Origin of the sequence: Rhodococcus sp. TAF43, from assembly GCF_052113525.1 — a bacterium.
GTDB lineage: Bacteria > Actinomycetota > Actinomycetes > Mycobacteriales > Mycobacteriaceae > Prescottella.
The window spans coordinates 70698-77553 of record NZ_JBFRDL010000018.1; the positions used below are offsets into that span (position 1 = coordinate 70698).

6 protein-coding genes are annotated in these 6856 nt (G+C 68.3%); 1 reads left to right on the forward strand and 5 read right to left on the reverse strand.

All coding sequences use genetic code 11. From position 1 onward, the window contains the following. Nucleotides 1–8: 8 nt before the first annotated feature. The 3 genes from AB4Z09_RS13770 to AB4Z09_RS13780 all read right to left on the reverse strand — a co-directional run bounded on the left by AB4Z09_RS13770 (nucleotide 9) and on the right by AB4Z09_RS13780 (nucleotide 3437). Nucleotides 9–1298, reverse strand: coding sequence for a YibE/F family protein (locus AB4Z09_RS13770; RefSeq protein WP_442239973.1), 1290 nt, complete (start codon nucleotides 1296–1298; stop codon nucleotides 9–11). Between the two features lie 302 nt (nucleotides 1299–1600). Next, nucleotides 1601–2854, reverse strand: a complete 1254-nt coding sequence (locus AB4Z09_RS13775; RefSeq protein ID WP_114721752.1) for a pyridoxal phosphate-dependent aminotransferase — start codon at nucleotides 2852–2854, stop codon at nucleotides 1601–1603. A 172-nt stretch (nucleotides 2855–3026) separates the two neighbouring features. Further along, a complete protein-coding gene (locus tag AB4Z09_RS13780; protein ID WP_174913110.1) occupies nucleotides 3027–3437 on the reverse strand; it encodes a TIGR03668 family PPOX class F420-dependent oxidoreductase in 411 nt (136 codons plus the stop codon). 58 nt (nucleotides 3438–3495) lie between these two features. Here AB4Z09_RS13780 and AB4Z09_RS13785 point away from each other — a divergent pair, with 58 nt between their 5' ends. Continuing rightward, nucleotides 3496–5445 carry a S9 family peptidase gene (locus AB4Z09_RS13785; protein ID WP_174913108.1) on the forward strand — a complete coding sequence of 650 codons (1950 nt, stop codon included), beginning with the start codon at nucleotides 3496–3498 and terminating at the stop codon, nucleotides 5443–5445. A 94-nt stretch (nucleotides 5446–5539) separates the two neighbouring features. On the opposite strand, the gene AB4Z09_RS13790 is transcribed toward AB4Z09_RS13785, so the two are convergent. Then, nucleotides 5540–6328 (reverse strand): hypothetical protein, encoded by a 789-nt coding sequence (locus AB4Z09_RS13790; RefSeq protein WP_442239974.1) that lies wholly within the window; start codon nucleotides 6326–6328, stop codon nucleotides 5540–5542. A gap of 418 nt (nucleotides 6329–6746) precedes the next feature. Then, nucleotides 6747–6856 (reverse strand): IS3 family transposase (locus AB4Z09_RS13795; RefSeq protein WP_442239977.1); only part of this gene is annotated, 110 nt, incomplete at its 5' end.

Below are 6856 nucleotides of genomic sequence, written 5' to 3' on the forward strand. Positions count from 1 at the left end.
GCGGTCGGTCAGCGCGCGTGACGCCCGCCTGTACGCCGCCGCGGTGACGGAGCGGCGAGCCGGGGCCGGGCGAGGAGCGCGGCGATCCCGGTTGTCAGGGGCACGGAGAGCGCGAGTGCGATGCCGCCGACCGACGATCGGACGATCTCGATCGCCACGGCGTCACCGGTCAGGACGTCGCTGATGGGTCCACCCGCGACGCTGAACAGCAGCAGGAGCGGAAGCGCACCGCCGGCGTACGCGAGCACCAGGGTGTAGACCGTGCTGGCGATGTGGTCGCGTCCCACCCGCATTGCGGAGGTGAAGATGGTTCGCCGGGAAGCGGCCTCGTCCATCGACGCGATCTCGAAGGCCGCCGACGCCTGCGTGATCGTGACGTCGTTCAGCACACCGAGCGAGCCGATGATGAAGCCGGCCAGGAGGAGTCCGGTGATGCTGACCTGCTGGATGTAGGCCTGCACGTTGGTGTTCTGTTCCTCGGACAGTCCCGTCAGATGCGTCACCCGAATCGCGATGACGGACAGGACGGCTGCGACGAGCATCGAGGCGAGCGTGCCGAGCAGAGCCGCGCTGGTGCGTAGATTCACGCCGTGCGCCAGGTAGAGCACGGCGTACAGGATCACCGCGCCCGAGACGAGTGCGACGGGCATCGCCGGCTTTCCGTCGAGCAGTGCCGGCAGCGTGAAAACGACGAGGACGCCGAAGGTGATCCCGAGTCCGAGGAGCGCCCGCGCACCCCGCCACCGGGCAACCGCGATGATCGCGACGGCGAACGCCGCGACGACGAGGAGCAGGGGAAGCCCGCGGGAGTAGTCGTTGAACGAGTAGATCGGGGTGCCGGACGAATCCGTCTGCCGGACAAGCCGGATGTGCTCACCGACGCTCAGATTCGGTTGCCCCGGACCGGGCACGATCTCGAGTAGCGTCCGGGTTCCCTCGTTGGGGCCGGAGTCGATCGTCACCAGGCTGCGTCGGCAATCGAACGAACTACCGGTCGGGGGAGGTGTGGGATCGCCCGGAAACGCCCGGCCCGCAGACGGGCTGCCGCACGGTGTGATGTCCTGTGYGACGACGGTGCCGGCCTCGGTGGTGACGGCTCCACCGCCCGCGTTCTGGAACGGCAGCGGGATCTCGATGTGCTGCTTGCCCGGCCACAGGATCGCGGCCGCCGCGACGACGGCGATTGCGATCGCGACGAGCAGTCCGACCACAACGCGTGCAGCGGTCGGGCCCACCGGGAGCGGGCCTTCGAAATGGCCGTGGCCGTGGCCATGACCGTGGAGGGCTTCGGATGTCATCGGATCGGCCTCTGCACCGGATCAGGCTAGCGGTGGCGGTGGCAAGCGACGGTGGCGGGGAGCAGGGGGGGTCGTCCCCGCCACCGATACCTCGTCGCCCAGGGGGGAGGGGGCAAGACGAGGCGCTTACGGACACTCAGAGGTGCCAATCGGTCAATCTACCCATACCGGGGCGATCCCGCAGGGTTGAGGGAAAATAGCGTGTCGGCCCACCATGCGATCACCTGGATCACGTTCGGATGCAGGTGCTTCCGAGGTATCGGGTGCACCTGCATCCGGGCCGGGCGGACAGGTCCGACGGGCTACTGCTTGTAGCTGGACAGGAAGTTGCCGAACCGCTCGATCGCCACCGCGAGATCCCGCGCCCACGGCAACGTCACGATGCGCAGGTGGTCGTGATCGGGCCAGTTGAAACCGGTGCCCTGGACCATGAGGATCTTCTCCTGCAGCAGCAGATCCTGCACCAACTTCTCGTCGTCGTGGATCTCGTAGACGTTCGGATCCAGCCGGGGGAACGCATACAGCGCGCCGCGCGGCTTGACGCACGAGACGCCGGGAATCATGTTGAGCCGCTCCCACGCGACGTCACGCTGCTCGAGCAACCGGCCGCCCGGCAGGATCAGATCCTCGATGCTCTGGTGCCCGCCGAGCGCAACCTGGATGGCGTGCTGACCCGGAACATTGGGGCACAGGCGGGTGGACGCCAGCAGATCCAGACCCTCCAGGAACCCGGCAGCGTGGTCCTTCGGGCCGGTGATGGCGACCCAGCCGGAGCGGTAGCCCGCGACGCGGTACGCCTTCGAAAGCCCGTTGAACGTCAGGCACAGCATGTCGGGCGCGAGCGTGGCCAGCGAGATGTGCTTGGCGTCGTCGTAGAGGATCTTGTCGTAGATCTCGTCAGACAGCAGCAGCAGCTGATGCTTGCGGGCCAGGTCGACGAGCTGCGAGAGCACCTCCGCCGAATAGACGGCGCCCGTCGGGTTGTTGGGGTTGATGACCAGCAGCGCCTTGGTCTTCTCGGTGATCTTGGACTCGATGTCCGCGATGTCCGGGTTCCAGTCGTTCTGCTCGTCGCACAGATAGTGCACCGGGGTGCCGCCCGACAGGCTCGTCATCGCGGTCCACAGCGGGTAGTCCGGAGCCGGGATCAGGACCTCGTCACCGTCGTCGAGCAGTGCCTGCATCGTCATCGTGATGAGTTCGGAGACGCCGTTGCCGAGGTAGATGTCGTCGACGTCGAGCTCCGGGAAGCCGGGTACCAGCTCGTACCGCGTGACGATCGCGCGCCGTGCGGACAGGATGCCCTTGGACTCCGAGTAGCCCTGCGCGTACGGCAGAGCCGCGATCATGTCGCGCATGATCACATCGGGTGCCTCGAATCCGAACGGGGCTGGATTGCCGATGTTGAGCTTGAGGATTCGGTGCCCCTCGGACTCCAGTCGCGCCGCGTGCGCATGCACCGGCCCGCGGATTTCGTACAGCACGTTCTGCAGTTTGGTGGACTGCTCGAGAGCGCGCTGCGGCCGACGGTTGCGGACGGAATCTGGAGTGCTCACGCAACCATGATTCCACTCGCGCGCAAACGGAAATCGGCCGCCCACGAGCGGCCACTCCGGAGCGGCGCCGAAATCGGACATGTTCGGCCTGGTGGGGGCGCTGATCGTGGGTGTCGGGACGCGTGCGGGAAAGGTCCGTCGAGGCCCGTGGACGTGACGGACGCCGCCGCGCTCACGACGCCGACCACGCCCGCCACCGAACGTCGCCGATCGCCACGACCGGACCGGCGGGGCGCATCGATCGGTACTGCGGATACTTCGCGACCAGCGCGTCGATCGCGGACCGGCCCTCGCTGCTGTCACCGGACAGGATCCGTGCGGCGCCGTCGACGCGGACCCACCACAGTCGCGTCCAATCGTGGTCGTAGTGGTCGACGATCAGGCTGACGCGTCCGGTCGCGGTGATGTTCGCGAGCCGACGCAGCCGGCGGGTGCTCTTCGGCTTGTCGTCGACCGCGGTGTAGATCGTCTCTCCGAGCACCGCGAAGACCACCGGCACCACGTGCGGGTCGCCGTCCTCGGTCACCGTYGCCATGCGGGCGATCGGGGCGTCGGTGAACCGCGGGGGCAGCTGCGCGGGCATGAGGAAACGGTACGTCGCGCGGCGGTGTCCCCGCGATATTCCTGGCTAGGGTGTGCGCATGACATCTGCCGCTCGAACCGTCGCCCCCTACGGCTCGTGGACGTCGCCCATCGCGGCTGCCGACCTGGCGGCCAGCGGTCACCCGGTGGACGGAGGCCGGTTCGTCGGAGATCAGGTGTGGTGGTCGGAGCAGCGCCCCACCGAGGGCGGCCGGACCGCGATCCGCCGGCTCGGACCCGACGGTGAACCGGCCGACGTCCTGCCGGTCCCGTGGAACGCGCGCACCCGCGTCCACGAATACGGTGGCGGAGCCTGGACGGTGGCCCGCGACTCGGTGCTGGTGTTCGCCGAGTTCAGCGACCAGCGGCTGTACCGGTTCGACCCGCGCGTCGACGCTGCGCCGGTGCCGATCACCCCGATGTCGCCCACCCCGTCCTCGGACCGCTACGGGGATCTCACCATCGTCGGCGACGAGGTGTGGTGTGTGCGCGAGGTCCACCGCGGCCCGTCGCCGATGCGCGACATCTGCGCGATCCCCCTCGACGGATCGGCCGCCGGCGACCCGGCCGCGGTGCGCTCGATCGTCGGCGGCTCGGATTTCCTCGCCTACCCACGGTTGTCCCCGGACCGGACCCGGCTGGCCTGGATCGCCTGGAATCACCCGCAGATGCCTTGGGACGGAACCGAACTGCGTGTGCTGACGCTCTCGACCGGTCGGGTCGACGTTCTGCTCGGCGGCGCCGAGGAATCCGTCCTGCAACCCGAATGGGTCGACGACGCGACACTGCACGTGATCAGCGACCGCAGTGGCTGGTGGAACCTCCATCGCGTTGCGCTCGGTGACGGCACCGTGACACCGATCTGCCCGACGGACGCCGACTTCGGCGCCCCGCTGTGGCAGCTCGGTGCCCGCTGGTACGCCGACCTCGGCGACGGCACCCTGCTGACCACCCGCACGGTCGGCACCGACACCCTCGCCGTGCTCGATCCCGCCACCGGTGCGCTCCACGACATCCCGCTCGACGGCATCTCCTCGGTGCAGATCGCGGACGTCGACGGACGGCGGATCCTGTTGCGGTGCGGCGGAGCCCGCGTCGCCTCCGGGCTGAGACTGCTCGACCCGGACAGCGGCGAGCTCACCGACGTGCGAATGTCGGTCGACGACCTGCCGGACGTCGCCTACCTGCCCGAGGCGCAGTCCCTGACCTTCCAAGGCCCCGAACGCGAGGTCCACGCGATCGCCTACGCGCCGCGGAACCCGAACTACGAGGCGCCCGACGGCGAACTGCCGCCGTACGTCGCGTTCGTGCACGGTGGCCCCACCGCGCACGTCGCACCGGCCGTGCACCTGGTGTACGCGTACTTCACGAGCCGCGGTATCGGCGTCGTCGACGTCAACTACGGCGGTTCGAGCGGGTTCGGTCGTGAATACCGCAACCGGCTGCGTGGACAGTGGGGGATCGTCGACGTCGAGGACACCGTCGCCGCCGTGCGGGGGCTCGCCGACGCCGGTCTGGCCGATCCCGCGCGTCTCGCGATCGAGGGCGGCTCGGCCGGCGGCTGGACCGTGCTGTCCGCCCTGACCACGTCGGACGTGTTCGCCTGCGGCGTCTCGTATTACGGCGTCGCCGAACTGGTCGAGTTCGTGAAGGAGACCCACGACTTCGAGTCCCGCTACATCGACGGCCTCATCGGACCGCTGCCCGAGGCCGCCGACCTGTACGCGCGGCGGGCGCCGGTCAACAACGTCGACGGGCTCTCCTGCCCGGTGCTGCTGCTGCAGGGCCTGTCCGACCCGATCGTCCCGCCGTCCCAGGCCGAGCGATTCCGTAGCGCGCTGCTGCGCAAGGGCATCCCTCACGCGTACCTCGCGTACGACGGCGAGTCCCACGGATTCCGGAAGCTCGAGACGATCGTCAGCGCTCGGGAAGCGGAGCTGTCGTTCTACGGGCAGGTGCTCGGCTTCGAGACACCGGACGTGCCGCGCCTGGAGCTGTGGCGGCCGTAGGGCGCTCGTCGCACGTCACACACTTTCTGTCGGCATCACACACGAACTCGATGGTGAAAGGATGTGTGACGCTGGCAATCGGTGTGTGATTCGGTCAAGGACGCGGAGTGTGTTCGACGCGTCCGTTCGGAGGCGGTGAGAGCCGGGCCCTCTTGACGGCATCACGGATCCGTCGGGCGACCACGTTCGGGATCTCGAGCTCGTCCCAGGTCCACCGCACCACCTGCCAGCCGGCGTCCCGGATAGCGTTCTCGCGGCGCTTCTCCGCCCACACAACGTCCGCCGGAACCTGTCCGTCGGGGACGAGGCGGCCGTACTTGCCGCGCCCGTCGAATTCGCCTACGACACCGACCTCCTCGAACAGGAAGTCCACCCGACCCAGATGATCGCCGTCGGCGGCGTAGAGGTTCGGCTGGCAGCCCKGGACCGGCAACTGTTCGCGCAACATCAAGACCCGACTGCGGGATTCACCGACGCTCTCGGAGCGTCCGTCTAGCTGGTTGAGGACGCGGTGGACGCGGCGACGTCCGGCATGCGGTGCAATCCTGTCCGCCGCAGCGGCCACGTCGTCGGACGTGAGTCCCGTCGCATGGAGCGCGTGATCACCGACGATGACGGTCTGCTCGAACGGCAGCGTCCGCGCGAGATCCGCCACCGTCCGCGCCACGGTTGTCACGGCGAGTCCGTCGACCTCGGTGACCTCGTCGGGCTGCAGTGTCGCGGAGTGGACGTGGCGGTGCCGAGTGCGTCGGCCGCCGGTCGGACGGCTGCGGGTCAGGTGCGCGACGGCGAGCAGGGTGTTCCATAGATCCAGCCCATGGATGACGGCCGCGGACTGGTGGCTGAGAACCGCATCCGTGGATGCAGCCCGCAGGGTTTCCACGGCCCGTAGCCTGTGTCGTTCGTAATGCGTCGAACTCGGCCCGTGGGGCGTAACGCCCCGGCCGGAGTCGCCGCCACGTCCCGGTCCGGCACTGCCGCTGCAGTTGATGGTCGGCGGCCCCGAGTCGCAGTGCCTCGGCGCGTCGGATGATGTGTGGGTCCACATCCGGCATCGTGCCGTCGGAGAGGCGAGGCGGACGTCGCTTGTGTGTGTTCCGCGACGAGGCTGTGGATAACCACCGAGCTGTGGACGATATGAGAACACACCCGTCATCTCGAGTCCACACACTTTTTCCACAGCGAACTCGTGTGTGATGCGGCGAAAAGGTGTGTGGCGTCGGGAGCGCGGAAACGAAAGCGCCCCCACCGCGTGAACTGACCCCCGGAAGTTGGACTGGCCAAGTGAGATCGTAACGGGGCTATGCGGCAAGGGCCTGAGCCCGGTATTCAACCGGGCTCAGGCCCTTCAGCGTTGAGTGGCTTCGTTCGGTGTTGAACCATGCGATGTAGTCATCGATCGCGACGGTGA

What these genes read in the sequence shown, in the direction of transcription:
- AB4Z09_RS13785 (WP_174913108.1), top strand. Translation starts at nt 3,496, where the DNA reads ATGACATCTGCCGCTCGAACCGTCGCCCCCTACGGCTCGTGGACGTCG.